The organism is Methylomonas sp. DH-1, from assembly GCF_046097555.1.
In the GTDB taxonomy this organism is placed as follows: Bacteria; Pseudomonadota; Gammaproteobacteria; order Methylococcales; family Methylomonadaceae; genus Methylomonas; species Methylomonas koyamae.
Genome location: NZ_CP143089.1, coordinates 2,994,454 through 3,009,419 on the forward strand (window position 1 = coordinate 2,994,454; position 14,966 = coordinate 3,009,419).

A 14,966-nucleotide genomic window follows, 5' to 3' on the forward strand; every position below is an offset into this window, starting at 1 on the left:
AAATATGGCACAAACCATCCTAGTGACGGGCGGCACCGGCTACATCGGTAGCCATACCTGCGTCGAATTACTGGATAACGGTTTCGATATCGTTATCGTCGACAACCTCAGCAACAGTAAAATCGAAGCGCTCCGGCGCATCGAAACCATCACCGGTAAAGCGCCGTTGTTTTACCAAGCCGATATCACCGACGCCGCGGCCCTTGCCCGCATCTTCCAAAACCACAATATCGACGCTGTCGTGCATTTCGCCGGCTTGAAAGCGGTCGGCGAATCCTGCCAGCAACCGCTCAGCTATTACCGCAACAACATCTACGGCACCCAGGTTTTGCTGGAAACGATGGCGGAAGCCGGTGTGAAACGTTTGGTGTTCAGTTCGTCGGCAACCGTTTACGGCGACCCGCACACGGTACCGATTCTGGAGAGTTTTCCGCTGCAAGCGACCAATCCTTACGGCCGCACCAAACTGTTTATCGAGGAAATTCTGCGCGACGCCGGCAACGCCGACCGGCTTAACCAGTCCGCCAATCCGTGGCAGACCGCCATCCTGCGCTACTTCAATCCGATCGGCGCCCACAGCAGCGGCCTGATCGGCGAAGACCCGAACGGTATCCCCAACAATCTGATGCCGTATTTGTCGCAAGTCGCGATCGGCAAATTGCCGATGCTGTCGATCTTCGGCGACGACTACCCCACCGTCGACGGCACCGGCGTGAGAGATTACATCCACGTGGTCGATCTGGCGCAAGGCCACATCAAAGCCTTGCAATATCTGCTGAGCCAGCCGGCAAACGCTGCGGTCTGCGACGCGGTCAACCTGGGCACCGGCAACGGTTACAGCGTATTGCAAATGGTCAACACCTTTATCCAGGTGACCGGTCGAGACGTGCCTTACAAAATCGCACCGCGCCGCGCCGGCGACGTCGCCGCCTGCTATGCCGACCCTAGCCTGGCGCAACAAAAACTGGGCTGGAAGGCGGAACGCGATTTAACCCAAATGATCGCCGATACCTGGCGCTGGCAAAGCCGCAACCCGAACGGCTACCACTAAGCCGCATCCATCCGCAGCACCAGACCGCCGTTTTCGACCCGATTGCGGCCGTTGCGCTTGGCTTCGTACAGCGCGGCATCGGCGGTTTGGATCAATTGCAACGCAATCTCCGCCACCGGCTTTTTCAAGGCAAAAGCCGGTTGATAGGTGGCGGCACCGACCGAGATCGTCACCGGAATCGTTTGTTCGGCAAACAAAATCCGCAATTCGGCAATACAGATACGAATCCGCTCGGCGATTTCGACGGCATGTTTGTTATCGCTTTGCGACAACAGCGCCACGAATTCCTCGCCGCCGTAACGGGCCAGCACGTCGTTGTTGCGCAACTGTTTTTTGATCAGCGTCGCCACCGCGGCCAACACGTGGTCGCCGGCCTGGTGGCCGTAACCGTCGTTGATGCGTTTGAAATAGTCGATATCCAAAAACAGACAGGACAAAGGTTCGCGAGTGCGTTGACTGCGGTCCAATTCTTCTTCGATCCGCTGTTCCAGAAAGCGCCGGTTGTTGACGCCGGTCAACGGATCGATCAGGCTGGTCCGGCGCATGGTCTCGACGTTCAGGTTGTTTTCCAGGCAGATACTGATCACCGAGGCGATATGCTCGATAAAATCGGTTGCCATGCCTTGCACGAAGCGGTCGCTGCGGTAGCTGCCCAGATTCAACGATCCAAGGTATTTATCGCGCCGCACTAAAGGCACAATCACGACCGAGGCCGGCTTTTTAGCCAACGACGCCGAGAAATAACGTTCGCAGTCGCTGGACCGGTAGCCGCCGAGCACCGGCTGTTTGGAGCCGTCGAAACTGTCGCCCAGCGGCGATTCCTGGTTAATCAGCAGCAAACCCTCGCGGCGCTTGTAATCGTAATGGTCGCCGTCCAGATACGCCGCAATCTCGTTCTTCGGATCGACCAACCACAAGTTGACCACATCCAGGCCGAACAGGATTTTGGTCTCGGCCAGAATAAACTCGATCATCTCCGCCAGCGTGTTCATTGCCAGCAGACGCATCTCGTAGCTTTGCAGGCGTTTCAACGTCAGACTGTTATGCTGCACGCGACTCAACATGCCGTCCAAATGACTTTCCAGCACGCGCAGTTCTGTAGTGATATCGTCTTCCAATCTCGACCTCATCCGCTTTGTCAAGCGCATAAGACTAGCAGTTTTCGGAAAAAATGCGCGCGACTCGACCCTGGCCGGCCACGGCTAGACACCGACCCGCGGCCGGCCCCGCCGGCGACGGGAACCGTGGCCGATTAACCGGAAAATAAGCCAATTGCCAGCGCCGCTAGGGCATTTACCGCAGTTTTACGCCGTTGCCGGGCTCGAGCCCGCAGCCGGCGTACTTCTGCCGCTGGTACATATCCTGCTTCGATCTCGCTCCATTTGCAGCCAAACTGTCGGGCCTCCGGTCAACATGAACGATCTTGCCGTCAATATCGATACCTTGTTTTTGAGCCATAGAGACTCCCTGATACGCGCGATATTCGGCATCGTCGGTTGCCCGCAAACGGCGGAAGACTTGGCGCACGCAGCCTACCTGAAAATGCTGCACGCATTGGAAAACCAAGAAGTCGCCTATCCCAAGCCCTTCCTCTACCAGATCGCGAAAAACCTGGCGCTCGACCATTTACGCAAAGAAAACGTCCGCCTGCGCCCCAGCCATACGCTAGAAGACGAACACGACGGCCAGTACAGCCTGGTGGATAGTTTGCCGGGCTGTTGGCGGTGATGTTCTCGGGGGGATTTCAACTTACCGGAGCAGGTCAATGTTTTGGTGAAGCAATTTTCGCCGCTGCAGCGGCCCAATGCCTGAGAAGGCATGGAATCGGCAAAAATTCATTCCCGTTACCCGGTAACACGGCCATTACGCCGGGTCAAGCTGAGGCAATCGCCAATCACCGGTATCCGGATGGAAAATTGTGGATGTTAAGCGCGCCCGCGAATGGGCAAGGCATTTACTATGTCTGGAAACGCGATGTGAGCGAACTGAGGCGATATATCGGTTACCGGGAAATCGCGATAGATCAATACAGCGGCGAAATACTGAAAATGTATGACGCCGGCAGCGGTTCGGCCGGCGATGTATTACTGGATTGGCAATGGCCGTTGCATAGCGGTTACGCTTTTGGATGGCCGGAGCGGATTTTGGTGTTGTCGAGCGGTTTGGCTTGTCCGGTGCTGTTCGTTACCGGAGTGATACGCTGGCGGCAAAAATACCGCGCCAGGCGCTCGGCCGAAAAGCTGGATCGCCACCGTACCGACCGCTAACGCCTAGCCGGCTCGAGTTTGCCGGCCGAAGCACACGCTAATCCCGATACCTTTGCCGTCGATGCCTGGACCCACGTCAATCCGCGCCGCGTGCAGATCGGCGATCTCTTTGACGATGGCCAGGCCCAAACCGCAGCCTTCGCCGCGGCTGCCCGGAATCCGGTAAAACCGCTCGAATATCCGGTCCGCTTCCTCCGGCCGGATACCGGGACCGTCGTCCTTGACCACCCAGCCGGGCGGATCGGCCAGCACGGTTACATTGATACGGCCGCCCGGATTGCTGTAACAAATACTGTTATCCAACAGATTGTTCAGCAACTCCCGCAGCAGGGTTTCGTCGCCTTTGATCGAAACCGGTATGCGCGGCGCGTCGAATCCCAATTCAATTTCCTGTTCCAGGGCTTTATACACCCAATCCATACAACAGGCTTTGGCCAGCGCGGCCAAATCCAGGCCCCGAAACGGCCGCGAACCCTGCGATACCGATTCGGAACCGGCCAGAACCAGCAACTGCGAACTCAAATGCGCTACCCGGTCCGCCGAATGTTTGATGTGGCTCAGCGCCGGTTTCATCGCATCCGGACTGTCCGCGGCCAACGCCCGCTCGGCATGAACTTTCAGCCCGGCCAGCGGCGTGCGTAATTGGTGGGCGGCGTTTTCGATGAAACGCTGCTGGGCGGCCAGCGCCGAACCCAGGCGCTGCAACAATGCGTTGATGGTGTGGGTCAAGGACCGCACTTCCAGCGGCACGTTGGTATCCGGAATCGGGTTCAGTTCCCGCGCCGAACGCTGGCCGATCAGCGTCGCCAGATCGTGCAATGGGCTCAAGCCGCGATTGATGCCGACCCAGATGTGGAGCCCGGTGACCAACAACAGCAACAATTGCGGCGCGACCACCGCCAGTAAAATCTCGTTCATCATGCCGCGCCGCTTGTTCAAGGTTTCCGCCACCGACACCAGCACGTCGCCGCTATCGCCGCCGGCCGAGGCGGTCAACACAGAAACGATGCGGACCTTACGCCCCTGGATTTCGCCGTCGGAGAACAACGGCGCATCGGCCGCCATCGCCGCCAACGCCGGGCCGGGCAGCGCCCTGTCGCCGGCAATGAATCCGGCCGCCGCCGACTCCACCTTGAAAAAGGTCTTGTCCATAGCGTCCCAACGGAACACTTCGACCGCAATCGGCGGCAAATCGAACGTGACTTTGTCCTTTTGCGTTTTCACTTCCTGCGCCAGCGATTTGGCCGAATCCAGCAGCCAACTGTCGTAAGCGCGGTCGGCGTAGTGCAGCGCGACGAAATAAGACACGGCCGCATCCAGCACGACAACCGCGATCAACGGCAGCGTCAGCCGCGCCAGCAACTGCGCTCTCAGACTCTGCGGTTTGCGCATCAGTGTTGCTCCAGCAAATAGCCCAGACCGCGCAAGGTGCGAATACCGATGGCATAGGGTTCCAGCCGCTTGCGCAACCGGTGGATGTAGACTTCGATGGCGTTATCCGCCAACTCTTCGGAACGCGCCGCCAAGCGTTGGGCAATATGGTCCTTGCTGACCACGCGCCCGGCCTGCAACAACAGCGCCTCCAGAACGCCGTACTCGCGCGGCGGCAACGGCAGCAACTCGCCGCGCACCTTGACCTGTTGTTGGCGGGTATCCAAAACCAGGCCGCCGAAACGAATATCGTGGTCGAAGCCGCCCTGGCTGCGGCGCAACAACGCTCTGACCCGCGCTTCCAATTCCAGCAATTCGAACGGCTTGGTCATGTAATCGTCGGCGCCGAGTTGCAAACCGCCGATCCGGTCGTTCAGGCCGTCGCGCGCCGTCAGTATCAACACCGGCATCGGCGACTGCCGCCGTCCCCGCAATTCCCGCAACACTTCGCGCCCGTCCATATCCGGCAGCCCCAGATCGAGAATCGCCAGTTCGAAGGGTTGCGTACTCAAAGCCCCGACGGCAAAAGCGCCGGTCCGCGCCAACGTGACGTCGAATCCCCATTCGCTCAAACTGTGCGACAGGCCGTCGGCCAAGGCCTGATCGTCCTCGACCAGTAAAATTCTCATGCGCCGTTCCCGCTAATGAAAGGTTGATGAAAGGTTACGCCGGTAAAGTGGCGGAGTTAAAACCGGCTGCAGCCGCTGGGTGTGCAGTCGAACCGGCCGCTCCCGCTACCGGAGCCGCCAACGGCAAGATACCCGAAACACCGGAGAGTTCATTATGGAATCGACATTAGTGCCCGCGCAACCGCGCAATCGGCGGTTGGACTTTTTTCGCGGCGTTGCACTGTTGGTTATTTTCGTCAACCACATGCCGGGCAATCCCTGGTTCTGGTACACGCCGTCACGTTTCGGCTTCAGCGATTCTGCGGAGATATTCGTGTTTTTATCGGGCTACGTCTCCGCCGTCGCCTACGGCCGCTGCTTCGGCCAAGCCGGCCTGGCGCTGGGCAGCGTCAGGGTATTCCTGCGTTGCGCCCAGATTTACGCCGCGCACCTGGCGTCGTTTTTGGCGATGGCGGCCATTTGCGTGTTCGGCAACCGCTGGCTGCCGGGAACCGATTACATTCAACAATTGAACATCGCTTATTTTTTCGACAACACTCAGCAAGCCGTTTTCGATTTATTTGCATTGGCTTACGTGCCGAATTATTTCGACATCCTGCCCTTGTACCTGGTGTTACTGGCCTGGGTGCCGTTGGCCTGGAGTCTGTCTCTGGTTAGCAAATACCTGGCTTTGGCGGCTTCGCTGCTGGTTTACGCCCTAGCCTGGTACTACGGCCTGGAACTGAGCGGCGAGCCGAACGGCGGCCGGCCATGGTTTTTCAATCCGTTCTGCTGGCAACTGCTGTTTTTTTCCGGCTTCGCCTTCGCGGCCGGATGGCTGCCGCAACCCGGCTATCGGCCGGGTCTGGCTTGGGCCTGCGCGCTACTGGCGGTCCTGGCCGTACCGTTGGCCTACGAACCGTTCTATACCGGCCATAGCCTATTGCTGGAACTGCGGACACACCTGGAACGGTTGCTGGACAAAAGCCACCTCGGCCCGTTGCGCTGGCTACATTTATTGGCGCTGGCCTATCTGGCCGGACAAATTCCGGCCGGAATCGCGGCACGCCTGGAACGAGGTCCGGCGCGCTGGGTGGCGGATATGGGGCGGCAATCGCTGGCGGTGTTTTTATGCGGCATGGCTTTGTCATATCTGGGCGGAATGGCGCTGGATCTGGCCGGCCGGGAGCCTCTGGTTACTGCGGCGGTCAACCTCGCCGGCATTGCCGTCCTAATGGCCATCGCTCAACTGTTGGCTTGGCTGGAAACCAAGCCGTGGCAATCGGCCCACCGGACCAACGTCGGCCGCGAGCCGAGCCGGCCGGCGCTGTGGTTCGGTCTAGGACTGAAACAAGCTGCCGCCCTGCCTTTGCTGGTTTGCGCAGCCGCTACGCCGTTGTTGTTGCTTCGGAGCCAAGACGGCGCAAGCCCGCCCGCCGTGGCGGAAGCGCCACCGATGGCGCCGCCGCCGAGCGGCGAATTGCTGAAAACCGGAACTACCCCGGCTAGCGAGGATGCCGAAACCGTAGCTCAACGCCAGTTGTAGAATCGGGCGAAGCGGATAAACGGCCGATCCCGGTTTAGATTGCGGGATGCCGGCAACCATGCTGAACTATCTCGCCAGCCTAGGCGCCCATTTTCCGATCAACGGCGGACTGTTTTGACCGGTTCGCCCCGCGCGCGGCAGCGAAGCGGGTTTACGTATGCGCCGATGCCGCGCTATGCTGGAGCACGGCGTATAAGCGCCACGGCAACGTCGAACCGACCCTATTGCTTCAACCGAACCATTTTTCAGGAAGCCCAAGCATGTACCAAGACCCGCCAACACCCGAAACCGAACCCGGCAAGCGCTACGTTGTTATCGAACAAACCGTGTTTATTTTGCTGGTTCTGTTGTCTCTGGCCGGAATCTATATTACCGATTTCAATCCGGACGACGGCTACGGTTACTGGCTGGCCATGGTGTTCGTGTTCGGTTTGCTTTCGGTGTTCGTCGCCTGGTTACAGGCCAAAAGCGGTGACGCCGATTTCGGCCGGGTTTTGAAAGCGCAGGCCATGCATTGGCTGCATACCGTCGTCGTCGTAATCGCCGCGTCGTTTCTGAACAAGTCCGGCCAATTATCCGGCGTCAGCGCCGACTTGATGATACTGCTGATTTTAGGCTTGGCGGCCATGCTGGACGGCTACCACGTCGGCTGGGAATTCAGCTTCCTGGGCTTTTTTCTGGTGGGCTGCGCGGTGATTATCGGTTACGTGCAATCCTTTCTGTGGGCCTGCGCCGCGTTTGCGGCGGCCATCGTGGCGGTATCGTTGATTTGCACCTTCCTGCGCTCGAAAGTCCGCAGCCTCGACGGAGACGAGACATGATCAGAACAATCACTTGGTTCAGGCGGTTAAACCGCAAAAACAAAGCCGCCCTGGTTTTGTCCGCGATCTGGATGCTGGCGGTTCCGGCTTTCGTCGTGCCTTACGGCGACGAATCGACCGGCCGGCTCGAACATTTTTTCTGGTGGGGCGTGTTCCCGGTATTTTTGTATTGGGGCCGCCATATCTGGGTCAGAAAATGGCTGCGCTGACGGCTATTACCGCCGCGAAACTGTCAACCGGCGCCCGTCCCGTCGACCGTCCAATCCTGACGCCTCCGCCATGAACGAAAATCCGCAGTAAGCTCCGCCGAGCCTCAGCCTGGCCGAAGCCGCGAAATTCTGGTTGAAACTGGGCTTTATCAGTTTCGGCGGCCCGGCCGGCCCATGCATCAGGAGCTGGTCGAGCGCCGCGCTGGATCAGCGAAAAACGCTATTTACATGCGCTGAACTACTGCATGGTGTAGCCCGGCCCATTCCCGCTGGCTGACACCGCAGCAAATGATCGATTCATTGGCTTTGGGCGAAACCACACCCGGCCCACTAATCATGGTCAACACCTTCGTCGGCTTCGCCGCCGGCTGGGGCCAGGCCTAGTTTGGCGCGGATTCGCCGTTTTTAGCCGGCAGCGTGGGTGCCGCCGAGACTTACTTTACCTACCTGCCCAGCTTTCTATTCATCCTGGCCGGCGGGCCGTTGGTGGAAACCACCCACGGCAATCTGAAATTCACCGCGCCGCTAACCGGCGTCACCGCCGCCGTGGTCGGCGTCATCGTCAATCTGGCCGTGTTTTTTGCCTATCACGTGTTCTGGCCGCAAAGCTTGGCCGGGAGATTCGACCTGTTTTCCGCCCTATTGAGCCTGGCGGCGTTGTTAGCACTGTTCAGGTACAAACTCGTCGTCATCCCGGTCATTTGCCGGCTCCGCGTTCGGCGGCTGGCTGTGGCTGCTTTTGGCGTCTTGATATGTCCGTTTTTGATGGTGGGGATCATTAACCTGTCCTGTCCAAAAATTAGACAGGAGCTTAGAAGGTGATGACCGTGATTTTATTTTCAAAAATACGGCGGATGTATTTCCGCGATCAGTTGTCCATCAATGAAATTGCCAAACGGACGAGTCTGTCCCGCAATACCGTCAAGAAGTGGCTGCGAATGCCCAGTGGGGCCGACCCTAAATATAAGCGTCGTCCTCAATCGACCAAACTATCGCCGTTTGAGGATCAGCTCAAACAAGCTTTAATCACGGATAGTTATCGCCCCAAGCGAGAACGGCGAACAGCCTTGAAGCTATTGGAAGAGTTGCAGAAAGCCGGCTATGAAGGCGGCTACACACAGCTCACCGACTACATCCGCAACTGGCGTCAGGGTGTCGGTAGCGATGCGGGTAAACACGCCTTTGTGCCGCTGAAATTCCGCTGGGGCGAAGCATTTCAATTTGATTGGAGCGAAGAGTCTCTGGTCATCGGTGGTGTTTATCGGCGCATTCAGGTCGCCCATACCAAACTTTGTGCGAGCCGCGCTTTTCTACTGTCTGCTTATCCAAACTACAGCCATGAAATGCTGTTCGACGCCCATCGTCGTGCGTTTCAAGCATTCGGTGGTGTGCCGTTGCGCGGCATCTATGACAACATGAAGACGGCAGTCGACAAGGTTCAAAAAGGCAAGGAACGCATCGTAAACACGCGGTTTTCCGCGATGACCGCCTACTACCTCTTCGATCCAGACTTTTGCAACGTAGCATCCGGCTGGGAAAAAGGAATCGTCGAAAAGAACGTACAGGATAGTCGGCGTCGCATTTGGCTGGATGCCAGCCAACAATGCTTTGCCAGTTTTTCCGAGCTGAATGAGTGGTTAGAAGCCCGTTGCCGGAAGCTCTGGATCGAATTGCCTTGGACTGAAAGGCAAGGCATGACGGTACAAGAGGCTTTGGAACTGGAACAACTGGAGTTGATGCCCCTGCCCGGTGTGTTCGACGGTTACATCGAGTTTGTCGCCCGCGTCTCCAGCACTTGCTTGGTGACGGTGAAGCGTAACCGTTATTCGGTGCCTTGCCGCTTGGCTAATCGACGAGTCAGCGTTCGCTTATACCCTGAGCACCTTGATCTGTATGCCGACGATGTCTGGACCGCCAGCCATGTGCGGCTATTGGGCCGCGATCAGGTCAGCTACGACTGGCAACACTATCTGCCGTTATTGGAACGCAAACCCGGTGCGTTACGCAATGGCGCGCCCTTTGTTGAGATGCCGAAAGCGTTGGGTTCTTTGCGACTCGCATTAAACAAGCGCCCTGGCGGTGATCGAGCAATGGCCGATCTTTTAGCCTGCGTGCCCAAGCAAGGACTGGCTACCGTCATCACGGCCGTCGAGCATTTACTGGCAGGTGGGGTTGTGAATGTTGAGCACGTCAAGCATCTGGTATCGACACTCGCCGGGGGCAGTCAACCACCCGCCGAACCACAAAAGGTTGTCACGCCCGATGCGCTACGCGTCAATGACGAACCTATAGCCGATACAGCAAGATATGAGCAATTACGTGTTAGCACCGACATCGCCCTGGTCGATGAGGAGAGCGGCGATGCATGATTTGGAAGCGGAATTGAAATCACTCAAGCTCTTTGGCATGGCCTCAAGTTACTCCGAAGCCGCTGACCAAGGCGGTGCCAGACTGCAATCCTCGGAATGGCTGCTCTGGCAATTGCTGCAAGCGGAAATCGAGGACAGGCACATTCGTTCCATACGTTACCAACTGCAAAGTGCACGATTCCCAGTGCATCGGGACTTAGGTGGTTTCGACTTTCTACAAAGCAAAGTAGATCGTGCCTTGGTAGAGCAACTGGCGGGCGGTGCCTTTATGGATGCCGCCCATAACGTCGTGTTAGTCGGCGGCACCGGTACCGGCACTTGTGACCTTTAGGTTAAAACCCATCTGGCTACCGCCTTGGGCGTCAAGGCTGTTACCGACCACGGCAAACGTGTCCGTTTCTACTCCACCATCGATCTGGTCACGCAACTGGAACGGGAAAAGGCGGCGGGTAACCAAGGTAAATTAGCCTACCGTTTGATGCAAGTCGATTTGGTCATTCTGGATGAACTGGGCTACCTGCCGTTTTCCAAGGACGGCGGCGCTTTGCTGTTTCATCTCCTATCGAAGCTGTACGAACGAACCAGTGTGGTGATCACCACCAACTTGAACTTTGCCGAATGGTCCAGTGTATTCAGTGACGCCAAAATGACCACCGCCTTGCTGGATCGACTCACGCACCATTGCTACATACTTGAAACCGGCAATGAATCCTACCGCTTCCGACAAAGTTCTGAAGAAACCAAGGCGAGAATACAAGCCAGAGAGAAAGCGAAACGCAGCGGAAAAACACAGGAAGATATCTTGTACGAGGAGAATCCGTTCTAAAAATCCTGTTGTGAAACGGATGGCAAAACTACCCGATTGCTATCCGTTTCATTTACACTTATCCACAGCCGGTGACTCCAAAAACCGGCTCCGTCCCCAAGTCAAATTTCAACCGGTACGGTTGGTCAATTTTCGCCCGGCACCAACAGTCCACACCACCGACAGTAACCATAACCTGCCGGTGTACGAGAATGTGCTGGACGTAAGTTTGAGCAAGCTGAGGCCAACCCGGCCTGGGTCTCGGACATCACGTATATTCGAACCCTGAGCTGCTGGCTGTATCTGGCGGTGGTATTGGATCTGTATTCGCGCAAAATCGTCGGTTGGGCCATGGTGCCCAACATACCGGCGGAACTGGTCTGCACCGCCTTGCAGATTGCCATCGTCCAGCGGCCACCACCACCGTGCCTGATCGTACATTCCGACCGGGGCAGTCCACCAGTCACGAGTATCGGGATTTACTGGTTCGCCACGGCTTTCAAGGCAGCATGAGTCGCAAGGGTAACTGCTGGGACAACGCGGTCATGGAGCGCGTCTTTCTCAATCTGAAAATGGAGCGTGTCTGGCGCCGCTAATATGCCAACCACGCCGAGGCCATCCGCGACGTGACCGACTATATCGTCAATTTTTACAACAATCGGCGCTTGCATTCGTCATTGGGTTACCTGCCGCCCAATGGCTTTGAAATGAAAATGGCGGTTCAACAACCTATTTGTGTGTCCGATAAAAGTTGACCACTGCAGTTCAAACTGGTGGGGCCATTTCTTTCCACGGGCGGCAAGCAGACATTGATGGGAATCAGCAAACGGAGAGATAAAAACCCAATAACTGTCAGATCAGGGTTGAAGTTCTACACTTGATAATAATTTAAATACCACTCGACAAAACGCGCTATACCTTGCTCGATACTGGTATTCGGTTTATAACCGACATCGCTGACTAAAGCTTCGACATCTGCGTAGGTATCCGGGACATCGCCCGGTTGTAGCGGCAATAACTCTTTTTCCGCCGTTTTGCCCAAATAGCGCTCTAACGTCTCGATGTATGCCATCAATTCTACCGGATTCTGGTTACCGATATTGTAAACGCGCCAGGGCGCCCTGCTGGTGCCCGGGTCCGGGTTCAATCCGTTCCAGTCCGGATTCGGCTGAGCATTATGATCCAGCGTACGCATGACGCCTTCGACGATATCGTCTATATAGGTAAAATCGCGCCGGTGTTTGCCGTAGTTAAACACCTTGATTTTTTCACCCGCCAAAATAGCCTTGGTGAACAAAAACAACGCCATATCCGGACGCCCCCAAGGTCCGTAAACTGTGAAAAAACGCAGTCCTGTGGTCGGCAGCCGATACAGATTGCTGTATGTATGCGCCATCAATTCGTTGGCTTTTTTCGAGGCCGCGTACAAACTTAACGGATGGTCGACATTGTCATGCACCGAAAACGGCATCGATTCATTGGCACCGTAAACCGAACTACTGGAAGCGTAAACCAGATGCTCGACGTTGTGGTGTCGGCACCCTTCCAAAATATTGATAAACCCGACGATATTGCTATCGATATAGGCGTGCGGATTTTCCAGCGAATACCGCACGCCTGCCTGCGCCGCTAAATTGACAACTTTTTGCGGCTGGTACCGTTTGAAAGCGGCGTCAATACCTGCCCGATCGGCAATATCCAATCTGACGTCGGTAAACCCGGAATAATCTTTGATTCGAGCCAAACGGCTGAGCTTGAGATTGACGTCGTAATAGTCGTTGAGATTGTCGATACCGATAACCTCGTCGCCGCGTTCCAGCAGTTTAATCGCCAAATGGCTGCCGATAAAACCGGCCGTGCCGGTCACCATAATTCTCATCGCTTACAACCTTGCATCGGTTTGGTCGGCCGGGAACAAATACTTCAAATCGTAGATAATGGTCTGCGGCGTACCTAAGCTCCTGATCTCGGCAATAGGCATTTGCCGAAATTGGTCGTGGGCCACTGCCAGAATAATTGCGTCGTATTTGCCTTTTTCCGGGTGATCGACAGGAGATATACCATACTCGTGGCGCGCTTCTTCGCCATTGACCCAAGGGTCGTATACGTCGACGTTAACCCCGTAAGTATGTAACTCGGCAACAATGTCCACTACCCTGGTGTTGCGGATATCCGGGCAATTTTCCTTGAAGGTCAAACCCATGATCAGTACATTGGCTTCCTGGACGTGAATACGCTTTTTCAGCATCAATTTGACCAGTTGCGATACCACATAAACGCCCATACCGTCGTTGATGCGGCGACCGGACAGAATCACTTCCGGGTTATAACCGATCGCTTGGGCTTTATGAGTCAAATAGTAAGGATCCACGCCGATACAATGCCCGCCCACCAAGCCAGGCCTAAACGGCAAAAAATTCCACTTGGTGCCGGCAGCCAATAGCACTTCTTCGGTATCGATACCCAGTTTATTGAAGATCAATGCCAACTCATTGATCAACGCGATATTAACGTCGCGTTGCGTGTTTTCAATCACTTTAGCGGCTTCGGCGACTTTGATACTGCTGGCTTTATGGGTGCCGGCAGTAATGATACTTTTATATAGCGCGTCTACTTTTTCGGCAATCTCCGGCGTCGAGCCGGAAGTTACCTTCAGAATATTGGTCACCCGATGCAGTTTGTCGCCAGGATTGATTCGCTCGGGGCTATAGCCGACGTAAAAATCCTGGTTAAATTTCAAACCGGAAACTTTCTCAAGAATCGGCACGCAAACTTCCTCGGTGGCGCCGGGATAGACTGTCGATTCGTAAATCACGATATCGCCGCGTTTAATAACCTTGCCCAGCAGGTCGCTGGCTTTTTGCAACGGAGTCAAATCGGGCTGTTTGTGTTCGTTTATCGGAGTCGGCACCGTCACAATGTAGACCGAACAATCGGCTATATCCTGCAAATCGGCGCTGTAGGTCAGCTTTGTAGCGGCAGCCAACTCTTCTTCGCTGACTTCCAGAGTGTGATCGCGCCCGGCACGCAATTCCTCAATTCGATGCCGATTGATATCGAAACCCACTGTCGGATACTTACGGCCAAACTCGACCGCCAATGGTAATCCGACATAGCCCAAACCAATCATGCCAATTTTTATGTTATCCAACATCGACTAATTCCTCCACTGCCGGACTGATACTTTTTAAGTGAGTTATTTTTTGGCGATGCAGCCCCACGCCACCAACCAAGCTTGCGAGAGGTAGCTATCGGCGGTCTTGGGCAGCCCCCCTTTCAACACCATTTCCAAAGTATGGTTGATGATGCCGAAAAAGTAAGTGTAGGCTAGCAACGGATCGATAGCCTTGATTTCACCGTCTTTAACGCCGTTCTGAAAGATACGCTTGATTTTGACGAATGCAGCCGCCTCGATTAAAGGTTTGGGTTCGGACAAAAACTCATCGCTATTGACAAATAGCAGAAACTGCACAACCTCAGGCGCATCGTCGGTTAGTCGGAACAATAAATCGACAATTTCCCGCAATTGTTCCGCCGCCTTACGGTTGCGGCGGCGAATATCGTCTATCGAGATACTTAAACTATCGAGAATATTCTCGTGTAAAGTCTGCGCGATGGCTTGTTTGGTTTTGAAAAACTGGTTAATCCCGCTGTTGGTTTTAATACCCAGCGCACTCTTGATATCGGTCAACGACGTATTGAAATAGCCTTTTTCGGCGAACAGTTTCAGCGCCGCCTGCAATACTTCGTCCTGGCTAACCGTTTTTTTCTGCGTATTCTCTGATGTTAATTCTAATTCTTGTTCCATGCTCTTATATACAGCTTTACCTGCTGTTTACTCTCTGTTATTGCAGTATTA

13 protein-coding genes and 3 pseudogenes are annotated in these 14,966 nt (G+C 55.6%); 10 read left to right on the top strand and 6 right to left on the bottom strand.

What is annotated here, in order from left to right; genetic code table 11:
- Positions 1-4: 4 nt before the first annotated feature.
- Positions 5-1,051, top strand: a complete 1,047-nt coding sequence (gene galE / locus VXJ35_RS13655) for a UDP-glucose 4-epimerase GalE (protein WP_064021978.1) — start codon at positions 5-7, stop codon at positions 1,049-1,051.
- Here galE and VXJ35_RS13660 read toward each other — a convergent pair.
- Positions 1,048-2,181, bottom strand: coding sequence for a sensor domain-containing diguanylate cyclase (locus VXJ35_RS13660; RefSeq protein WP_082880923.1), 1,134 nt, complete (start codon positions 2,179-2,181; stop codon positions 1,048-1,050). The genes galE and VXJ35_RS13660 overlap by 4 nt on opposite strands.
- Positions 2,182-2,464: 283 nt before the next feature.
- Between VXJ35_RS13660 and VXJ35_RS13665 the strand changes: the two genes are divergently transcribed.
- Both VXJ35_RS13665 and VXJ35_RS13670 read left to right on the top strand, forming a co-directional pair.
- Positions 2,465-2,779 (top strand): RNA polymerase sigma factor, encoded by a 315-nt coding sequence (locus tag VXJ35_RS13665; protein WP_082880924.1) that lies wholly within the window; start codon positions 2,465-2,467, stop codon positions 2,777-2,779.
- Positions 2,779-3,318, top strand: a complete 540-nt coding sequence (locus tag VXJ35_RS13670) for a PepSY-associated TM helix domain-containing protein (protein ID WP_310757691.1) — start codon at positions 2,779-2,781, stop codon at positions 3,316-3,318. The genes VXJ35_RS13665 and VXJ35_RS13670 overlap by 1 nt, the downstream gene beginning before the upstream one ends.
- A gap of 3 nt (positions 3,319-3,321) precedes the next feature.
- Here the strand turns inward: VXJ35_RS13670 and VXJ35_RS13675 are convergent, their stop codons facing one another.
- Complete coding sequence (locus tag VXJ35_RS13675) at positions 3,322-4,710, bottom strand: sensor histidine kinase (RefSeq protein WP_064021981.1); 1,389 nt, start codon at positions 4,708-4,710, stop codon at positions 3,322-3,324.
- Positions 4,710-5,378 carry a response regulator transcription factor gene (locus tag VXJ35_RS13680; RefSeq protein WP_064021982.1) on the bottom strand — a complete coding sequence of 223 codons (669 nt, stop codon included), beginning with the start codon at positions 5,376-5,378 and terminating at the stop codon, positions 4,710-4,712. The genes VXJ35_RS13675 and VXJ35_RS13680 overlap by 1 nt, the downstream gene beginning before the upstream one ends.
- 154 nt (positions 5,379-5,532) lie before the next feature.
- Here VXJ35_RS13680 and VXJ35_RS13685 point away from each other — a divergent pair, with 154 nt between their 5' ends.
- The 7 genes and pseudogenes from VXJ35_RS13685 to VXJ35_RS13715 all read left to right on the top strand — a co-directional run.
- Complete coding sequence (locus VXJ35_RS13685) at positions 5,533-6,903, top strand: OpgC family protein (protein WP_064021983.1); 1,371 nt, start codon at positions 5,533-5,535, stop codon at positions 6,901-6,903.
- 260 nt (positions 6,904-7,163) lie between these two features.
- A complete protein-coding gene (locus VXJ35_RS13690; protein WP_064021984.1) occupies positions 7,164-7,724 on the top strand; it encodes a hypothetical protein in 561 nt (186 codons plus the stop codon).
- On the top strand, positions 7,721-7,933 hold the full coding sequence (locus VXJ35_RS13695) for a hypothetical protein (protein ID WP_054761644.1): 213 nt from the start codon (positions 7,721-7,723) through the stop codon (positions 7,931-7,933). The genes VXJ35_RS13690 and VXJ35_RS13695 overlap by 4 nt, the downstream gene beginning before the upstream one ends.
- A gap of 261 nt (positions 7,934-8,194) precedes the next feature.
- Positions 8,195-8,755: pseudogene (locus VXJ35_RS13700) on the top strand (chromate transporter); the annotation flags it as partial.
- 5 nt (positions 8,756-8,760) lie between these two features.
- Complete coding sequence (gene istA / locus VXJ35_RS13705) at positions 8,761-10,302, top strand: IS21 family transposase (protein WP_197496094.1); 1,542 nt, start codon at positions 8,761-8,763, stop codon at positions 10,300-10,302.
- Positions 10,295-11,128: pseudogene (istB, locus tag VXJ35_RS13710) on the top strand (IS21-like element helper ATPase IstB). Before istA ends, istB begins: the two are co-directional and overlap by 8 nt.
- Positions 11,129-11,279: 151 nt before the next feature.
- Positions 11,280-11,862, top strand: a pseudogene (locus VXJ35_RS13715) (IS3 family transposase); the annotation flags it as partial.
- Between the two features lie 116 nt (positions 11,863-11,978).
- On the opposite strand, the gene VXJ35_RS13720 reads toward VXJ35_RS13715, so the two are convergent.
- Genes VXJ35_RS13720 through VXJ35_RS13730 form a run of 3 tightly spaced genes read right to left on the bottom strand, consistent with a single transcriptional unit; the run spans position 11,979 to position 14,915 of the window.
- Entirely contained in the window at positions 11,979-12,986 is a 1,008-nt protein-coding gene (locus VXJ35_RS13720; protein WP_064021987.1) for an NAD-dependent epimerase, read from the bottom strand.
- Between the two features lie 3 nt (positions 12,987-12,989).
- Positions 12,990-14,261, bottom strand: coding sequence for a Vi polysaccharide biosynthesis UDP-N-acetylglucosamine C-6 dehydrogenase TviB (gene tviB, locus VXJ35_RS13725; protein WP_064021988.1), 1,272 nt, complete (start codon positions 14,259-14,261; stop codon positions 12,990-12,992).
- A 42-nt stretch (positions 14,262-14,303) separates the two neighbouring features.
- On the bottom strand, positions 14,304-14,915 hold the full coding sequence (locus tag VXJ35_RS13730) for a TetR/AcrR family transcriptional regulator (protein WP_064021989.1): 612 nt from the start codon (positions 14,913-14,915) through the stop codon (positions 14,304-14,306).
- Positions 14,916-14,966: the final 51 nt, after the last annotated feature.

Excerpts from the sequence above, each read along its gene's own strand:
- galE (WP_064021978.1), top strand. The coding sequence starts at position 5 with ATGGCACAAACCATCCTAGTGACGGGCGGCACCGGCTACATCGGTAGC.
- VXJ35_RS13660 (WP_082880923.1), bottom strand. The coding sequence starts at position 2,181 with ATGAGGTCGAGATTGGAAGACGATATCACTACAGAACTGCGCGTGCTG.
- VXJ35_RS13665 (WP_082880924.1), top strand. The coding sequence starts at position 2,465 with ATGAACGATCTTGCCGTCAATATCGATACCTTGTTTTTGAGCCATAGA.
- VXJ35_RS13670 (WP_310757691.1), top strand. The coding sequence starts at position 2,779 with ATGTTCTCGGGGGGATTTCAACTTACCGGAGCAGGTCAATGTTTTGGT.
- VXJ35_RS13675 (WP_064021981.1), bottom strand. The coding sequence starts at position 4,710 with ATGCGCAAACCGCAGAGTCTGAGAGCGCAGTTGCTGGCGCGGCTGACG.
- VXJ35_RS13680 (WP_064021982.1), bottom strand. The coding sequence starts at position 5,378 with ATGAGAATTTTACTGGTCGAGGACGATCAGGCCTTGGCCGACGGCCTG.
- VXJ35_RS13685 (WP_064021983.1), top strand. The coding sequence starts at position 5,533 with ATGGAATCGACATTAGTGCCCGCGCAACCGCGCAATCGGCGGTTGGAC.
- VXJ35_RS13690 (WP_064021984.1), top strand. The coding sequence starts at position 7,164 with ATGTACCAAGACCCGCCAACACCCGAAACCGAACCCGGCAAGCGCTAC.
- VXJ35_RS13695 (WP_054761644.1), top strand. The coding sequence starts at position 7,721 with ATGATCAGAACAATCACTTGGTTCAGGCGGTTAAACCGCAAAAACAAA.
- VXJ35_RS13720 (WP_064021987.1), bottom strand. The coding sequence starts at position 12,986 with ATGAGAATTATGGTGACCGGCACGGCCGGTTTTATCGGCAGCCATTTG.
- tviB (WP_064021988.1), bottom strand. The coding sequence starts at position 14,261 with ATGTTGGATAACATAAAAATTGGCATGATTGGTTTGGGCTATGTCGGA.
- VXJ35_RS13730 (WP_064021989.1), bottom strand. The coding sequence starts at position 14,915 with ATGGAACAAGAATTAGAATTAACATCAGAGAATACGCAGAAAAAAACG.